At 59.1% G+C, this 14,639-nt stretch carries 15 protein-coding genes and 1 pseudogene; 9 read left to right on the forward strand and 7 right to left on the reverse strand.

The genetic code is table 11. The annotated features are described in order from the left end of the window. Positions 1 to 17: 17 nt before the first annotated feature. The 6 genes and pseudogenes from KVH01_RS20490 to KVH01_RS20515 form a co-directional block, all read right to left on the reverse strand. Positions 18 to 152, reverse strand: a pseudogene (locus KVH01_RS20490) (hypothetical protein); the annotation flags it as partial. A gap of 24 nt (positions 153 to 176) precedes the next feature. After that, the gene (locus KVH01_RS20495) at positions 177 to 953 is read right to left on the reverse strand and encodes an alpha/beta fold hydrolase (RefSeq protein WP_217882672.1); all 777 of its coding nucleotides are present in this window, start codon (positions 951 to 953) and stop codon (positions 177 to 179) included. Between the two features lie 24 nt (positions 954 to 977). Further along, positions 978 to 1,472 (reverse strand): cytochrome P460 family protein, encoded by a 495-nt coding sequence (locus KVH01_RS20500; RefSeq protein WP_217882673.1) that lies wholly within the window; start codon positions 1,470 to 1,472, stop codon positions 978 to 980. A 24-nt stretch (positions 1,473 to 1,496) separates the two neighbouring features. Continuing rightward, on the reverse strand, positions 1,497 to 2,570 hold the full coding sequence (locus KVH01_RS20505) for an alpha/beta fold hydrolase (protein WP_043050166.1): 1,074 nt from the start codon (positions 2,568 to 2,570) through the stop codon (positions 1,497 to 1,499). Positions 2,571 to 2,632: 62 nt separating this feature from the next. Further along, positions 2,633 to 4,000, reverse strand: coding sequence for an epoxide hydrolase family protein (locus tag KVH01_RS20510; RefSeq protein WP_217882674.1), 1,368 nt, complete (start codon positions 3,998 to 4,000; stop codon positions 2,633 to 2,635). A gap of 360 nt (positions 4,001 to 4,360) precedes the next feature. Further along, complete coding sequence (locus KVH01_RS20515; RefSeq protein WP_043050168.1) at positions 4,361 to 4,609, reverse strand: CsbD family protein; 249 nt, start codon at positions 4,607 to 4,609, stop codon at positions 4,361 to 4,363. Positions 4,610 to 4,885: 276 nt separating this feature from the next. Here KVH01_RS20515 and KVH01_RS20520 point away from each other — a divergent pair, with 276 nt between their 5' ends. Beyond that, positions 4,886 to 5,476, forward strand: coding sequence for an acyl-homoserine-lactone synthase (locus tag KVH01_RS20520; RefSeq protein WP_217882675.1), 591 nt, complete (start codon positions 4,886 to 4,888; stop codon positions 5,474 to 5,476). Positions 5,477 to 5,523: 47 nt separating this feature from the next. On the opposite strand, the gene KVH01_RS20525 is transcribed toward KVH01_RS20520, so the two are convergent. Next, on the reverse strand, positions 5,524 to 6,249 hold the full coding sequence (locus KVH01_RS20525) for an autoinducer binding domain-containing protein (protein ID WP_043050196.1): 726 nt from the start codon (positions 6,247 to 6,249) through the stop codon (positions 5,524 to 5,526). Positions 6,250 to 6,636: 387 nt separating this feature from the next. On the opposite strand from KVH01_RS20525, the gene KVH01_RS20530 reads away from it, so the two are divergent. The 8 genes from KVH01_RS20530 to KVH01_RS20565 all read left to right on the forward strand — a co-directional run bounded on the left by KVH01_RS20530 (position 6,637) and on the right by KVH01_RS20565 (position 14,613). Further along, positions 6,637 to 7,128: a PhzA/PhzB family protein gene (locus KVH01_RS20530; RefSeq protein WP_217882676.1), complete on the forward strand. Its 492-nt coding sequence runs from the start codon at positions 6,637 to 6,639 to the stop codon at positions 7,126 to 7,128. Between the two features lie 25 nt (positions 7,129 to 7,153). Then, complete coding sequence (locus tag KVH01_RS20535) at positions 7,154 to 7,642, forward strand: PhzA/PhzB family protein (protein WP_043050171.1); 489 nt, start codon at positions 7,154 to 7,156, stop codon at positions 7,640 to 7,642. Between the two features lie 24 nt (positions 7,643 to 7,666). Then, positions 7,667 to 8,869 (forward strand): 3-deoxy-7-phosphoheptulonate synthase, encoded by a 1,203-nt coding sequence (locus tag KVH01_RS20540; RefSeq protein ID WP_217882677.1) that lies wholly within the window; start codon positions 7,667 to 7,669, stop codon positions 8,867 to 8,869. A gap of 15 nt (positions 8,870 to 8,884) precedes the next feature. After that, positions 8,885 to 9,508: an isochorismatase family protein gene (locus KVH01_RS20545; RefSeq protein WP_043050173.1), complete on the forward strand. Its 624-nt coding sequence runs from the start codon at positions 8,885 to 8,887 to the stop codon at positions 9,506 to 9,508. A 20-nt stretch (positions 9,509 to 9,528) separates the two neighbouring features. Beyond that, positions 9,529 to 11,418: an anthranilate synthase family protein gene (locus KVH01_RS20550; protein WP_404822077.1), complete on the forward strand. Its 1,890-nt coding sequence runs from the start codon at positions 9,529 to 9,531 to the stop codon at positions 11,416 to 11,418. Positions 11,419 to 11,420: 2 nt separating this feature from the next. Continuing rightward, complete coding sequence (locus tag KVH01_RS20555; protein ID WP_217882679.1) at positions 11,421 to 12,257, forward strand: PhzF family phenazine biosynthesis protein; 837 nt, start codon at positions 11,421 to 11,423, stop codon at positions 12,255 to 12,257. Next, complete coding sequence (phzG, locus tag KVH01_RS20560; RefSeq protein WP_217882680.1) at positions 12,254 to 12,922, forward strand: phenazine biosynthesis FMN-dependent oxidase PhzG; 669 nt, start codon at positions 12,254 to 12,256, stop codon at positions 12,920 to 12,922. Before KVH01_RS20555 ends, phzG begins: the two co-directional genes overlap by 4 nt. A 398-nt stretch (positions 12,923 to 13,320) precedes the next feature. Further along, complete coding sequence (locus KVH01_RS20565) at positions 13,321 to 14,613, forward strand: MFS transporter (RefSeq protein ID WP_217882681.1); 1,293 nt, start codon at positions 13,321 to 13,323, stop codon at positions 14,611 to 14,613. The last annotated feature ends 26 nt before the right edge of the window (positions 14,614 to 14,639 follow it).

A 14,639-nucleotide genomic window follows, 5' to 3' on the forward strand; every position in this document is an offset into this window, starting at 1 on the left:
CAACGCGCTGTGGGCCATTAGCTTTTTCTCCTGCGGCATGGGTTGCGCGACCACACTCTCCGGCCGACACCGGACTGCTTTACCCCGCCGAACGGCGCCAGCAGCTCTGGCGAAATTCTGTTGATCAACACCGAGCCGGCGTAGAGCGCTGAAAACGCCGCTTCGCCCTTGGCGTGTCATTTCGCCGTGGCGGCTTTTTCGATCAGGCGGGCAACCGGTTCCGGGTTCGAAACCATCACGACATGTGAAGCGCCCTTGACCACTTCCACGGCTTTGGCAGCGGCGCGCTTGGCCATGAATGCCATGGCTTGCGGGGGAATGTTCTTGTCCTTGTCGCCGTAGATGTACCAGGACGGAATATGCTTCCAGGCAGGGTTGCCGGACGCTTCGTTGAGCGCCGCTTCCGTTACCGGACGTTGGGTGGCGGCCATCAATGCCGCCTGTTTCGCGGGGACGTCAGCGGCGAACTGGTTGTGAAATTTGTCCTGCTGGATGTACAAGTCCTTGCCCCCATCGGCCAGCGGTACAGGCGCAGCCAGCGTTGGGCCCAGTGTGCTGCCCGGGAATTTGCCGGCCAGCCCGGCGACGGTTTCCCCGGCCTCAGGTGCAAACGCACTGACGTAAACCAGGGCTTTGACGTTAACATGATCGTTGGCCGCATCACTGATAACGTTGCCGCCATAGGAATGGCCGACCAACACCACCGGCGAATGAATGCTCGTCAGCAATGCCGAGATTGCCGAACCATCGCTCTTTACACCGCGCAATGGATTGGCAGCAGCAACCACCGGGTAACCGTCCTTCTCGAGAATCTTCACGACGCCATTCCAGCTCGACGCATCGGCAAAGGCGCCATGCACGAGCACAATCGTGGGTTTTTCAGTTTGCGACCAGGCGTGTGTCGCCATGCTCAGGCTGACGGCGACGGCCAGTGCGGTTAATACTTTTTTCATTGTTAACTCCGGGTTTGACGGGAATCAGGGAGCGAAGCGAGTGAAGACAAAGTCGTGATTACGCACTCGCGCCTGGTGACAGGCGAAGCAGGTTTCGTGTTGGGCTTCATCGGCCGGTTTACCGTTGATAAACCGCCCGAATCCCCAACCACCGGTTGCTGCATATTTTTTTGAGTCCTTGACCATCACCTGCACGGTCGTGGCCGGCCCCGGGATGGACGCCGGCTCGAATTCCGGGGACTGCACATGTTTCCAGGCGAGCTTTACCAGCACCGTGCCATCGGGGAATGGCAGCGTTGAGTCCTGATAAGCCTTGATGGCCGAGTCATTTCCGAGCACGGCTCGCAGTTCATTCAGGGGGGCCGCTTCCTGCGCCGGCGCAATCAACGGCCATAGGCGGTAGTTTTCAGGCAATTTCACGCCATAGATCGGCGAGGCGTCGCCCGAGGCAACACCGGTAGCGGTCAACGCTGCGATTGCAATGGCAGCCGACATCGCGGCAAGAAATTTCAGCTTCATCATCGCCCTCCTCTCATCCGGTTTTCAAAGATGATCGGCGTCGATCACTGCCTGGGCGAAGGCTTTTGGCGCTTCCTGCGGCAAGTTGTGACCAACACCACCGGTGATCAATCGGTACTCATACTTGCCAGTGAAGCGCTTGGCGTACGCCTCGGCAGGTGGGTGCGGTGCGCCGTTCGCATCACCTTCCAGGGTGATGGTGGGCACGCTGATGGATGGAAATGCCGCGAGTTTCTTTTCCAGTGCGTCATATCTGGCCTCGCCCTTGACCAACCCCAGGCGCCAGCGATAGTTGAAAATCGACACGGCCACGTGATCAGGGTTTTGCAAGGACGCCGCGCTGCGCTCATAAGTGGCGTCGTCGAAATTCCACTGTGGCGACGCCAGCTTCCAGATGAGCTTGGCGAAGTCATGGGTGTTTTTCTCGTAGCCCAGGCGCCCGCGCTCGGTCGCGAAGTAGAACTGGTACCACCACTGCAGTTCGGCGGCTGGCGGTAATGGCGCCTTGCCCGCCTCTTGGCTGCCTATCAGGTAACCGCTCACAGCGACCAGGGCTTTCACTCTTTCCGGCCACAGTGCGGCAACGATATCTGCAGTGCGGGCGCCCCAGTCAAACCCACCCAGCACCGCCGTCTTGATCTTCAGCGCGTCCATGAAGTCGATCAGGTCGGTCGCCAGCGCAGCAGGTTGACCATTGCGAACTGTCTTGGCCGAGAGAAAATGCGTATCGCCATAACCACGCGCAGAAGGGATCAACACCCGATATCCCTTGTCCGCCAAAGCAGGAGCGACATCAGCGTATGCGTTGATATCGTAGGGCCAGCCGTGCAACAAAATGACCACAGGGCCTTCGGCTGGGCCGAGTTCCGCGTAAGAAACGTCCAGCAGCCCCGCTTTCACATGCTTAAGAGCACCGAGAGAGTTGTGAGCTCCCGGCGTGATAGCCCCAATGGTGGACGCGGGTACATCAGCCGCGCTGGCTTGGGAAAAACCGACAGCCACTGCTGCGAATTGCAGCACCGCTGCTGCCAACAGTGATGGGGCAAGACCCCGCAGGCGGCTGGATTTATGTTGGTTGTTCAGCAAGGTCATCTCCATGGTGTTTCTCCGTAGCGAGCCGCCGAATAGCGGCCCGGTGTGTTGACTCGATGGCGTGTGAGCTACTGGGCTGTGTTCGTTGCGCTCAGCTTGGCGCGCAGCGGCCGGAAAGCCTCCCGCAACTCTTCGCTGAACAATTGAGGTTGCTCCCAGGAAGCGAAGTGGCCGCCCTTGTTAACCTGGCTGTAGTAGGAAAGTGATGGGTAAGCGCGTTGCGCCCAGCTTTTTGGCGCCTGATAGATCTCGTGCGGGAAGACCGTGATCGCCACCGGCACCTTGATGCTTGCGGTGTTCTGCGCGGCAGCGCTGAAATTGTTGTTGTTGTTTTCCCAGTAGAAACGCGATGACGATGCGCCTGCGTTCGTCAGCCAGTACAGGCTGATATCGTCCAGCATCTCGTCACGGGTCAATACCCGTTCAGGCTGACCGTCACTGTCCGTCCACGCGGCGATTTTTTCGTACATCCACGCCGCAGTACCGGTAGGCGAATCGGCCAGCAGGTAACCGATAGTCTGCGGGCGCGTAACCATCATCGCGCCGTATGCTGCATTGCGGCCGAAGAAGGTGCTCAAGGAATCAAACGCTTTGCGTTCAGGCTCAGTGAGCCCGACAGGGGCCGGGTCACCACTATTGATCGGCTTGACCAATTCGGGCGGGATGGTGGCCGGCATGTTCAAGTGAATGCCCAACAGACCCGGCGGATTCAGGCGGCCCAAAGCATCCGATATCACCGAACCGTGATCTCCGCCCTGGGAAACATAGTGGGTATAACCCAGACGCTTGATGAGCACATCCCAAGCCTTCGCGACTCGATCCGGTCCCCAGCCCAATTCAGTTGGCTTACCGGAAAAACCGTGTCCCGGAATCGATGGGATGATCACGTCGAACGAGTCTTCAACCTTGCCGCCGTAAGCAACGGGATCCGTCAGCGGGCCGATGGTCTTCAGGAACTCAAACTGTGAGCCAGGCCATCCGTGTGTCAGAAGCAGCGGCATCGCGTTGGGGTTTGGCGAGCGAACATGGATGAATTGAATATCGACGCCGTCAATAGTCGTGATGAATTCAGGCAGCGCATTGAGCCTTGCTTCGGCCTTGCGCCAGTCATAGCCGCTGCCCCAATACTTCACCAGCGCCTGGACCTGGGCCAACTGTACGCCTTGGGAAACATCATTGACGGTCTCTTTGTCCGGCCAGCGGGTCGCCGCAATGCGCTTTTTCAGATCGGTCAATTGAGCTTCATCGACGTGAATTCGATAAGGTCTAATCGATTCGGGATTGGTCGAGGCCGAGCTGGCAACTGACGCATCGGCGGCTGGGCCAGCAGCCCAGGCACCACCGCTGCCGGCTATCAGGGCCAACCCCAAAACGCCCCTCCTCACGGAAGAAACCAGACAATGGCGCCAGGTCAAACCGAACGTAGCTGCAGGCATTTTGAATTTCCTATAAGTCATTGGTCGACAACGTCGCGAAACGCGCAGAGGTAGCCGCGAGTTAAATGAGTCATCCATTGGAAAAGGTTTGCGCCTTCTCGATGGCTTCATTTAAAGCCCCGCAGGTATCCCGTATGTGTCATCAACCGACTTAAAAGAATCGCTGTGTATCTATCCAAAGCGCAGATACAAAACGATACAAACCCACCACTCGCTCATAAGAAAGCCAATGCCCCGACTTGTCGGGGCATTGGCTTTTCTGGGACGTGGAAAATATAAGGGCTTTTCAGCCCATCAAGCCCGGCAAAGGGCATCGAGGCCGCAGGAAGCGTCCCTGACGGAACGCCCTTTCTCTATGACTCAGCGGCGAAAGAGACGATCTAGAACCAGCAGCGCCACTGCACCAATCGCGATTGCAGCAACTGGTTTTTCTTTAACGAACGTAGATACGCCGTCCAGTACGTCGCCGTAGGTCTGGGTCAACTGACCGGCAGCTTGACGACCAGCGCCTTCTGCTTCCAGCTTGGAATCACCAAACAGCTTGCCGACGACGCTCTGCGCCTTTCCAGCAACCTTTTCTGCAACACCTTCAACTTGTTCACTCTTCATAAATCACCAAACCTTTGCGTGTAATTAGTGAGCTCAGGTTCAACCTGAGCCAGGCGCTAGCTGCACAGCATTAGGGGGATGAGCGTCAGCATAAGTTCAAAGTGGTTGAGGCTCTTGAGGTGACCGCTGGATTACTGCTCGAACTCCTCGCGTTTCGTTTGCACTCCAGCCCCGCCGACCACACCAGCCCGCCCTACAATATCTTGTAGTCGCTAACCCTCCACAAGTCCTCTATAAAAAACCGCACTTCTCCCCTCCCCCAAGGAACCCCCTGCCATGCACATGGAAGAGCACGCGCTGAGCGCAATGGACGACGAGCTTAAACTCATGCTGGGTCGCTTTCGGCATGAACAATTCGTCGAAAAACTAGGGTGGCGATTACCTATTCCACCGCACCAGGCCGGTTATGAATGGGATCAATACGACACCGAGCACGCCCGCTACCTGCTGGCGTTCAACGGGCATCGTTCAATCGTCGGCTGCGCCCGGCTGATACCTACCACGTTCCCTAATCTGCTGGAGGGCGTATTCAGCCATGCCTGCGCAGGCGCACCACCCAGGCATCCCGCCATTTGGGAAATGACACGCTTCACCACCTGCGAACCGCAACTGGCCATGCCTTTGTTCTGGAAAACCCTCAAGACCGCCAGCCTGGCGGGTGCCGATGCCATCGTCGGAATCGTCAACAGCACGATGGAACGCTATTACAAGATCAACGGGGTCAAGTACGAACGCCTGGGGTCGGTTATCGAGCATCAGGACGAAAAAATCCTCGCCATCAAACTCTCGGCTCACCGCGAACACCACCGTGGCGCCCGCTTACCTTCAGCCTTCACGTCTGAGGCGTTATTGGAAGAGACTGCTTGATAACGGCCGAGTCGTCCTCTTGGGCGACTCGGCGCAGCAGATGAACCTCAGATATAGCCCAGCGCGACGGCGTAAGACACGGCCTGTACGCGGTTGCTGGCGCCGATTTTGCGTTGGATGTTGCGGTGATGGTAGTTCACGGTGTCGGTGCACACACCCATGATCACGCCAATTTCCTCCGAGGTCTTGCCATCGGCGGTCCAGCGCAACACATCACATTCGCGCTCGCTGAACTCTACATCCGTGTTGAACGCGCGAACATCGGTCTCCAGCGCGGAAATTTTCTCCAGGGCCGCCGCCGCAAACGCTTTGGTCACTGGCTTCAATGCTTCGAATTCCTGAAGGCTGATGGCGTTGTCCTTGCGTGCCAGGCTTAACACCCCGACCCGGCCCTGGGTGTTGAACGAAGGTTGGGCCAGGCCATGGCATAGACTTGAGTCGTTGGCTTCTGACCACAGGTCCGGGCAGTTTCGGAACAACTCGTTGCTCCATAAAATGGGGGCCGACGAGACCTTGCTGTGTTTCACGGTGGGGTCGATCAGCGCATAGTTAGCGGCTTGATAGCGTTGTAGCCAGTGCTCCGGATAGTTGCCGTACATATAGGTCTTGGGCCGCATGAACGGCGTTACGCTGCACATGCCATAGGCAAAAAAGTCGAACCGCAGTTCACGCAAGGCTCTCAATGCAACAACAGTAAACTCCTCCATGTTCATGGCTTGTGCAAAGATACTGTAAAAATAAGCATCCCATCCCAACAGCTGTCCTAATTCCATTTTGAACACCTATAACACTCCAAGGGAGTCGTGAGACTAAACCAACCTGAGCGCCTGTCAACTCCCAAAATCAACGGTCATAGACTGCTTCGCACTAGCGACATGTTTTTTATGTCTAACCCAACTAACTAGCCATAGGCCACTGTTTATCAGCCGACGAATGAGCCTGCCTATTCATAATAATGCAACACTCCCTCCGATCGATCGCGCCCGCCCTGGGCCACTACAAGATCTGGTAGTTCCAAGCCCGAGAAACGCAGGTGTATAAACGACACCGCACAAAACGATCAGTGCAAAACAGTTCAAGCATTCAATTTCGTCGCATGCAATTAACTAATTATTTAATTGATTGTGCGCGATTTCAGTCAACTAAGGAGAACACTGCCTATGCCCGGTTCGCTTTCATCTGGCGGCTTTAATGACCATCTTGAACTTCGCCGAAAAAACCGCGCCACGGTTGATCAGTACATGCGCACCAACGGCGAAGATCGCCTGCGCCGCCATGAGTTATTCACGCCGAATGGCAGTGGCGGCTCCTGGAACACCGAAACCGGTGAACCCCTTGTCTTTAAGGGTCACGCGAAGCTGGCCGCACTCGGCGTATGGCTGCAACAGTGCTTCCCGGACTGGCAATGGCACAACGTCCGGGTGTTTGAAACCGACAACCCCAACCACTTCTGGGTGGAAAGTGACGGCCGCGGCACCACTCGAGTTCCTGGTTACCCGCAAGGTTATTGCGAAAACCATTACATCCACTCCTTCGAGCTGGACAACGGCAAGATCACACAAAACCGTGAATTCATGAACCCGTTTGAACAACTTCGCGCCTTGGGCATCCCGGTGCCAAAAATCAAGCGGGAAGGTATCCCCGCCTCATAAGTCCTTTATCCATTGGAGATTGAACATGCCTGATAGCACAGTGCAACAACCCATCACTGATGATACTGAACTACGCCGCAAGAATCGCGCCACGGTTGAACAATACATGCGCACCAAAGGCCAGGACCGCCTGCGCCGGCATGAACTGTTTACCGAAGACGGTTCAGGCGGCTTATGGACCACCGACACGGGTGCGCCGATTGTAATCAGTGGCAAAGCCAAGTTGGCCGAACATGCTGTTTGGTCACTCAAGTGCTTCCCGGATTGGGAATGGTACAACGTCAAGGTATTTGAAACCGATGACCCCAACCATATCTGGGTCGAGTGTGATGGCCACGGCAAGATTCTCTTTCCTGGTTACCCGGAGGGTTATTACGAGAACCACTTCCTGCACTCCTTCGAGCTGCAAGACGGCAAAGTAAAACGCAATCGCGAATTCATGAATGTCTTTCAACAATTGCGCGCCCTGGGTATTCCAGTGCCGCACATCAAGCGTGAAGGCATTCCTGCCTGATCCTTTTGGGAGAGCGATCGCATCATGGAAGACTTACTGAAACGGGTTCTGAAGTGTGAAGCGTTGCAGCAGCCTCAATGGAGCGAACCCTCGCAATTGCATGACGCGCAGGCCTACCTCAGGGACAGCGCGTCACTGATTCGTGTCGAAGATATTCTGGTTTTGCGCGCCACCCTGGCCAGGGTCTCGGCTGGCGAAGCGATGATCATCCAGTGCGGCGACTGCGCCGAGGACATGGATGAAAGCGCTGCCGACCATGTGACCCGCAAAGCCGCGCTGCTGGATATGCTGGCGGGGACGTTCAGGCTGGTCACCCAGCAACCGGTGGTGCGGGTGGGGCGAATCGCCGGGCAGTTTGCCAAGCCTCGCTCCAACCACAGCGAACGCATCGGCGATGTCGAGTTGCCGGTGTACCGCGGCGACATGGTCAACGGTCGCGACGCTGTCCTCGGCCATCGCCAGCATGATGCGCAACGCTTGGTACGAGGCTATCGCGCCGCCCAGGACATCATGCAACACCTGGGATGGAAGGAACCGTCCGGCCAGGAGCAGCTCACCGGCTCCCCTGCCTGGACCAGTCACGAGATGCTGGTGCTCGACTACGAACTGCCGCAAGTACGCCGGGACGAACAGGGCCGCACATTTCTCGGTTCTACCCACTGGCCGTGGATTGGCGAGCGTACCCGTCAGTTGACGGGCGCTCACGTAGCGCTGCTCAGCGAAGTGCTCAACCCGGTGGCCTGCAAGGTCGGCCCGGATATCACCCAGGATCAGTTACTGAGCCTGTGCGAGCGCCTGGACCCCAGGCGCGAACCCGGCCGGCTGACCCTGATTGCCCGCATGGGCGCCCACAAGGTGGCCGACCGCCTGCCACCGCTGGTTGAAGCGGTGCGCCGTGCCGGCCATAAGATCATCTGGCTCAGCGATCCGATGCACGGCAATACCATCGTCGCGCCCTGCGGCAATAAGACCCGCATGGTGCAGACCATCACCGACGAAATCACCGCCTTCAAACATGCGGTGGTCTCGGCCGGTGGCGTGGCCGGCGGCCTGCATCTGGAAACCACTCCCGATGACGTCAGCGAGTGCGCCTCCGATGCCGCCGGCCTGGGCCAGGTTGGCAGCCACTACAAAAGCCTGTGCGACCCGCGCCTGAACCCCTGGCAAGCCATTACTGCGGTGATGGCCTGGCAAGCCTGCCCTCCTCCCTCTTTTGTTTCCCTTTGACTGGAGTTTGTCGCCATGACCGGCATTCCATCGATCGTCCCTTACGCTCTGCCTACTTCTCGCGACCTGCCTGCCAACCTCGCGCAATGGCACATCGACCCCGAACGTGCCGTATTGTTGGTGCATGACATGCAGCGCTACTTCCTGCGGCCCTTGCCGGATGCCTTGCGTGACCAAGTGGTGGGCAATGCCGCACGCATTCGCCAGTGGGCTGCCGACAACGGTGTGCCGGTTGCCTACACCGCCCAGCCGGGCAGCATGAACGAGGAACAACGCGGGCTGCTCAAGGACTTCTGGGGGCCGGGCATGAAAGCCAGCCCGACCGACCGCGAGGTCGTCGACGCCCTCGCCCCCCAGCCCGGTGACTGGCTGCTGACCAAGTGGCGCTACAGCGCGTTCTTCAACTCCGACTTGTTGCAACGCCTGCACGCCAGCGGGCGCGATCAGTTGATCCTGTGTGGGGTGTATGCCCATGTCGGGGTATTGATTTCCAGCGTGGATGCGTACTCCAACGATATCCAACCCTTCCTCGTTGCCGACGCCATTGCCGACTTCAGCAAGGAGCACCACTGGATGGCCATGGAATACGCCGCCAGCCGTTGCGCCATGGTCATCACCACCGATGAGGTGGTGCTATGAGCCAAGCCGCCGCCCGCCTCATGGACCGCATCCTGCAACCGGTACCCGAACCCTTTGCGCTCTTGTATCGCCCGGAATCCAGCGGCCCCGGGCTGCTGAATGTGCTGATTGGCGAGATGTCGCAGCCGCAGGTCCTGGCCGATATCGACCTGCCCGCCCCCTCAATCGGTGCCCCTCGCCTGGATGTACTGACGCTGATTCCCTACTGCCAGATCGCCGAACGCGGCTTTGCGGCGGTGGACGACCAGTCGCCGCTGCTGGCGATGAACATTACCGAGCAGCAAACCATCAGCATCGAGCAGATGCTGGCGTTACTGCCCAACGTGCCGATCCAGTTGAATAACGAACGCTTCGACCTCAGCGACGCCAGCTATGCCGAGATCGTCAGCCAGGTGATCGCCAACGAAATCGGCTCCGGGGAAGGTGCCAACTTCGTGATCAAGCGCACCTTCCTGGCGGAGATCAGCGAGTACCAGCCGGCCAGTGCGCTGTCGTTCTTTCGTCATCTGCTGGAACGGGAGAAAGGCGTCTATTGGACATTCATCATTCACACCGGCAGCCGCACCTTCGTCGGTGCGTCTCCCGAGCGCCACATAAGCGTCAAGGATGGGCTTGCGGTGATGAACCCCATCAGCGGCACTTACCGCTACCCTCCTGCCGGCCCCAGCCTGACGGAGGTCATGGACTTCCTGGCCGACCGCAAGGAAGCCGATGAGCTGTATATGGTGGTCGATGAAGAACTGAAAATGATGGCGCGTATTTGTGAAGACGGCGGACACGTCCTCGGTCCCTACCTCAAGGAAATGACCCATCTGGCGCACACCGAATACTTCATCGAAGGCAGGACCCGCCGCGATGTGCGCGAAATCCTGCACGAAACCCTGTTCGCCCCGACGGTCACCGGCAGCCCGCTGGAAAGCGCCTGCCGGGTGATCGAGCGCTATGAGCCGCAAGGCAGGGCGTACTACAGCGGCATGGCCGCGCTGATTGGCAGCGATGGCAAGGGCGGACGCTCCCTGGACTCGGCGATCCTGATTCGCACCGCCGACATCGATAACTGCGGGCAGGTTCGGATCAGTGTGGGTTCGACCATCGTGCGGCACTCCGAACCGCTGACCGAAGCCGCCGAAAGCCGGGCCAAGGCTGCGGGCCTGATCGCCGCGCTGAAAAACCAGGCGGCCTCGCGCTTCGGCGACCACCTGCAGGTGCGCGCGGCATTGGCCAGCCGCAATGCCTACGTCTCGGATTTCTGGCTGATGAACAGCCAGCAACGGCAACAGACCCAGTCCGACTTCAGCGGCCGCCAGGTGCTGATCGTCGACGCCGAAGACACGTTCACCTCGATGATCGCCAAACAGCTGCGGGCTCTCGGGCTGGTGGTGACGGTGCGCAGTTTCAGTGACGAGTACAGTTTCGACGGTTACGACTTGGTAATCATGGGCCCTGGCCCTGGCAATCCGAGCGATGTGCAACTGCCGAAAATCGACCACCTGCATGTGGCCATCCGTTCCCTGCTCAACCAGCAGCGACCGTTCCTCGCGGTGTGCCTGAGCCATCAGGTGTTGAGCCTGTGCCTGGGCCTGGAATTGCAACGCAAGGCCATTCCCAACCAGGGCGTGCAAAAACAGATCGACCTGTTCGGCAACGCCGAACGAGTGGGTTTCTACAACACGTTCGCGGCGCGCAGCTCCAGTGACCGCCTGGACATCGACGGTATCGGCACCGTGGAAATCAGTCGCGACAGCGAGACCGGCGAGGTACATGCCCTGCGTGGGCCGGCGTTTGCCTCCATGCAGTTTCATGCCGAGTCGCTTTTGACCCAGGAAGGCCCGCGCATCATCGCCGACCTGCTGCGGCACGCCCTCATCCACACGCCTGTCGACAGCAGCGTTTCGGCCGCCGGGAGATAACCATGCACAACTACGTCATTATCGACGCCTTTGCCAGCGTCCCGCTGGAAGGCAATCCGGTCGCGGTGTTCTTTGACGCCGATGATTTACCGCCCGCGCAAATGCAACGCATCGCCCGAGAAATGAACCTTTCGGAGAGCACTTTTGTGCTCAAGCCGCGCAACGGTGGAGATGCGCTGATCCGGATTTTCACACCGGTCAACGAACTCCCTTTTGCCGGGCACCCGTTGCTGGGTACGGCGATTGCCCTGGGAGCACATACCGACAATCACCGGCTGTATCTGGAAACCCAGATGGGCACCATCGCCTTTGAACTGGAGCGCCAGAACGGCAGCGTCATCGCCGCCAGCATGGACCAGCCGATCCCGACCTGGACGGCCCTGGGCCGCGACGCTGAACTGCTCAAGGCCTTGGGCATCAGTGACTCGACCTTTCCCATCGAGATCTATCACAACGGCCCGCGCCATGTGTTTGTCGGCCTGCGGAGCATTGACGCGTTATCGGCCCTGCATCCTGACCACCGTGCACTGTCCAACTTCCATGACATGGCGATCAACTGTTTTGCCGGTGCGGGACGGCGTTGGCGCAGCCGCATGTTCTCACCGGCCTACGGCGTTGTGGAGGATGCGGCCACAGGCTCCGCCGCCGGGCCATTGGCGATTCATCTGGCGCGCCATGGCCAGATTGAGTTTGGCCAGCCCGTGGAGATTTTACAGGGTGTGGAAATCGGCCGCCCCTCACTGATGTTCGCCAAAGCTGAGGGCCGCGCAGAGCAGCTGACGCGAGTCGAGGTATCAGGTAATGGCGTTACATTTGGACGGGGGACCATCGTGCTATGAACGGCTCAATACAAGGCAAGCCGCTGTTGGGTAAAGGCATGTCGGAATCCCTCACCGGCACATTGGATGCGCCCTTCCCCGAATATCAGACACTGCCCGCCGACCCCATGAGCGTGCTGCACAATTGGCTGGAGCGTGCGCGCCGCGTGGGCATCCGCGAGCCCAGGGCGCTGGCGCTGGCCACCGCCGACAGCCAGGGCCGGCCCTCCACGCGGATCGTGGTGATCAGCGAGATCAGTGACGCTGGCGTGGTGTTCAGCACCCATGCCGGCAGCCAGAAAGGCCGTGAACTGCTCCACAACCCCTGGGCTTCGGGCGTGCTGTATTGGCGCGAAACCAGTCAGCAAATCATCCTCAATGGCCAGGCCGTGCGCTTGCCGAACGCCAAGGCCGATGATGCCTGGCTCAAGCGCCCTTATGCCACGCACCCGATGTCATCGGTGTCTCGCCAGAGTGAAGAACTGCAGGACGTGCAGGCCATGCGCAACGCCGCCAGGCAACTGGCCGAGCTGCAAGGTCCATTGCCGCGTCCCGAGGGGTATTGCGTGTTCGAGTTGCGCCTTGAATCGCTGGAGTTCTGGGGAAATGGGCAGGAGCGCTTGCATGAGCGGTTGCGGTATGACCGCAGCGATACAGGCTGGAGGGTGCGGCGTTTGCAGCCCTGAATAGCCGTGACCCATCTCGGCCAAATGTGGGAGGGGGCTTGCTCCCGATGAGGGCGTGCCAGTAATGCATCAATAACTGAGCCACCTATATCGGGAGCAAGCCCCCTCCCACAGATTCCGCGCCGTACCCAAAGGTTATGTAGATACCTGTGCCCGCCACCTGCGTCCTAACGTCGCAGCAGACAGCTCTTGGAAAATCCCACACAAGCCTTAGAATCGCGCGCTCGCTTGCGGTCGTCGGGGTCGATGACTGGAGGCTAGCAACGCGTACCTGAATGACTGACCACATATTCGTCAATGTGTGTCCGACTCAACCACCCTCATTTGCACAACACACTTCGGTTTGGCAATCGCATGCACGCCTGTGCCTGTTTCGCTGTTCGATTCTAGAGGTCTATATGTCTCCGCGTTTGCTGGCCATGGCGCTGGCGCCCCTGCTCGGGCTGTTCATTGTTGCTTTGGGCAACGGCTTTCTTTCATCCCTGACCACCCTTCGACTGGACGCGGCCGGTGCCTCGGCAACCATGATCGGTATCGTTTCCTCGGCGTATTTCATTGGCCTTACGCTGGGCGCCGTCTTTAATGATCGATTGATTCTGCGCATCGGCCATATCCGCGCCTACGGCAGCTTTGCCTCGTTGATCGCGGTGAGCATCCTGCTGCAAGGGTTGTTCTATGACACGTGGGGCTGGTTCGCGCTGCGTCTGATCAACGGCTGGGCCACGGTCGGGGTGTTTCTGGTGATCGAAAGCTGGCTGCTGCTGGCCGGCGACGCGAAGATCCGTGGGCGCTTGCTCGCGCTGTATATGATCGTGCTGTATGGCGCGGGCGTGCTGGGCCAGGCAGCGCTGGGCAAGATCACCGGTTTGAGCGATAGTGCGCCGTTCATGGTGGCCGGCATGCTTGCTTCGTTGTCGGTGCTGCCTATTGTGATCCTGCCACGGGTGTCGCCGCTGCTGGATCAGGTTGAACCCCTCAAGCCACGGCAACTGCTGGGTGTGACGCCGACCGGGCTGATCGGGTGTTTTGGCTCGGGGGTCAGCATTGCGGCGATTTACACCTTGCTGCCGCTGTACCTGCAACGCGCCGGCCTGGACATCGGTGAAGTCGGCAGCATGATGGCCTGGACAATCCTCGGCGCCATGCTCCTGCAATACCCGGTCGGGCGCTGGTCCGACCACAAGGATCGCTTGCAGGTGCTGACTATTCTGGCGATGGCCTGCACGGTCTTGTCGCTGGTGATCGTATTGCTGCCGTTGTCGTCGCTGATGCTGGCCGTGCTGCTGTTCCTGCTCGGCGGCGCGGTGTTTGCGCTCTACCCGGTTGCCGTCAGCCATGCCGCCGACCGCGCCCCTGCCGAAGCGCTGGTACCGATGATCCAGGGCCTGCTGCTGATCAACTCGTTGGGCTCGGCGATCAGTCCGATGATGATCTCACCGGTGATGAATTCGTTCGGCCCAAGTGGACTGTTCTGGGTGTTCGCGCTGGTCAACCTGTGCATGGTCAGCTTTTTCTTATGGCGCCGTAACAAACGCCCCGCCCCGTCCAATCCAGCACCTTTTACCGCTGCGGCAACCTTCTCGCCGACCGGTGCTGAATTGCGCGTGACCGAAGATCTGCGCCAGGCGGCGCAGGATCATCCGCCCATGGTCGATGCATTGAGTGGCGAGCCCACCCACTCCCAGTCCTGAACCACACCCAATCGCCCCCAGCCCGC

The organism is Pseudomonas khavaziana, assembly GCF_019145205.1.
GTDB lineage: Bacteria > Pseudomonadota > Gammaproteobacteria > Pseudomonadales > Pseudomonadaceae > Aquipseudomonas > Aquipseudomonas khavaziana.